The organism is Oleiphilus sp. HI0061 (assembly GCF_001635675.1).
Map to the genome: position 1 here is coordinate 1 of NZ_LWFE01001213.1, position 2,249 is coordinate 2,249.

At 45.1% G+C, this 2,249-nt stretch carries 1 protein-coding gene; it reads right to left on the minus strand.

Annotated elements, in window-relative coordinates; translation table 11 throughout:
- Positions 1 to 2,249 (minus strand): condensation domain-containing protein (locus A3735_RS18900; protein WP_156499756.1); only part of this gene is annotated, 2,249 nt, incomplete at both ends.

Sequence of the window (2,249 nt, forward strand, 5' to 3'; positions counted from 1 at the left end):
GGTGTTGTAAGCCCGAGTCTTCAATCATGTACGCCAAACGATCATCGGGGAAGTCAGGGTCAAGCGGGACATAGCTGGCGCCGACTTTCAATATGCCAATTAGGGCCGCGAGCATATGCTGAGAGCGGTCCAGGCACAAGCCAACGCGGTCCCCAACCGATACGTGCTCCTCTAATAGGAGCTGAGCCCACTGTGAGCTAAGTTCATCAAGCTGACGATAGCTTAAGACTTCCTGCTCAAATATGACGGCATCTTTTTCGGCAAATTGTTGAGCTTGATGATGAAGGTAGTGACCGACAGTGCGAGGGGCGTTGGCTTGTTCTTCATGCCAAGCATGAGCAGGTCCTATACATTGTCTCATCACTTGCTTGCTTGAGCTTTGATTAAGTAGTTCTATATCGCAAAGCCTGGTTATCGGGTTTTGTGCAATTTGTCCGAGAATCGTAAGAAAATGATCCCTAAAGCCTTGGATCGTTTTTTCAGTAAAGAGAGATGTACTATAGACGATTGCTCCACTGAGTGAGTCGCCGCGTTTTTTAAACCATATGTTCAGGTCGAGTGGTGAATCATGAGAAGGGATCTCACACTGCTTGATGTTTATCGTATGGTCACCACTTCCCATGACTTGTTCGCGTTTAGATACGTCTTGGTAGGTGATAGAGGTTTGGTAGATGGGAGCACGACTGATATCACGTTCAGGGTTCAGGCGTTCGACGATCTTTTCGAACGGTGCTCTCATATGGTCAAAACCTTCTAGGCATTGTTGCTTGACCTGCTGTAATAGCTCAAGGAATGGCATTTCTCGGCTCAGTCTAAAGCGAAGTACTAAGGCGTTAACAAAAAAGCCAATCAGGTCTTCAGTGCCGGGCTTAGTTCGGTCAGCCATTGGTGTCGCAATGACTAGGTCTTCTTGGTCGGTATATTTTGCCAACAAGGCACAATAACTGGCCATCATGACCATAAATAAAGTTACGTCTTTTTCTAGGGCTAAGCCGTTAAGCCTGGAAAGTAGGTCACTCGGTAGCTCAAATGAAACTTGCTCACCGCGAATATCCTGAGTTTCCGGACGAGGTCGATCAAGCGGCATATCAAGGTTAGGAGCTCCTTGGAGGTGTTCTACCCAATAGCTGACATCCTTTTCTACATCTTCTTGTGAACTGTTGAGTCGTGACCAATTCGCATAGTCAGCAAACTGGTAATCGAGTACAGGTAATTGAGCATTGATACCGCAACAGTATGCGTTATAACTCTCACTGAGCTCATGTATAAATAAATCGAAAGACCAACCATCGAATATGATGTGATGAGGCATAAAAAACAAAATGCTCTCTTCTTCACTAAGAATGATTAGTTCTGCTTTAAAAAGAATATCGTGATTGATATCGAAAACCTGGTTTTGTAAAACGGTCAGGCGTTTTTTGAGTTCCAGCTCACGTTCAATTGGCTTATCTATATCTGCGAAAGAGACTTCACTTAGTTCAAAATTACTGATGTTTCGAAGCCGTTGATGTGGCTGGGAATCAATTTCAATTACTTCGGCGCTTAGCGCTTCTTGGCGACTGATTAGGTTTTGAAAAGCTTGATTTAAAGCAAGCTTATTGAGTTTTCCTTTTAGTCTGAATGCAGAGGGAAGGTTATAGGCAGTACTGCTTCCTTCCAGTTGATTCAGGTACCAAAGCCTTTGTTGGGCAAGGGTTAATAAGGCTGGTTCATTCTCTGAACGCTTTGTTATGGTTGATTGTTCTGTGTGCTGCGATTGATCTATTTTTTTAGCTAAAGACTCGATGTCTGCAAACTCGTAGAGGTCACTGAACTTCAATTGCACCGACATATCCATTTCAACACGGTGGATGATTTGTGCAATGAGCAAAGAATGCCCACCTAGGTCGAAGAAGTTTTCATTGATGTTAGATATGGGTTTATTGATGACTTCTTGCCAGATGCTCAGTAACTTAAGTTCAGTCGCTGTAGTAGCGGCCCGTACTTCTTCTTTGCCTAACGAGCTTGATTCTGATAAAGGGAGGCTTTCTAAAGCCTTTCGATCAAGCTTGTTGTTAAGGGTGCGTGGTAACTCCCCGAGTGCTTCAAGGTGCTGCGGCACCATGTAAGGGGGCAATTGCTGTCGCAGGTGCTCACGAAGTTCACTGAGACTAATCGGGCTATTCTTCCATACAACATAAGCGATGAGCCGCGTATCGCCGGCACGGACTTCTCGTACGCTTAAGGCGCAGTCGTCAATGGCGTCGTGT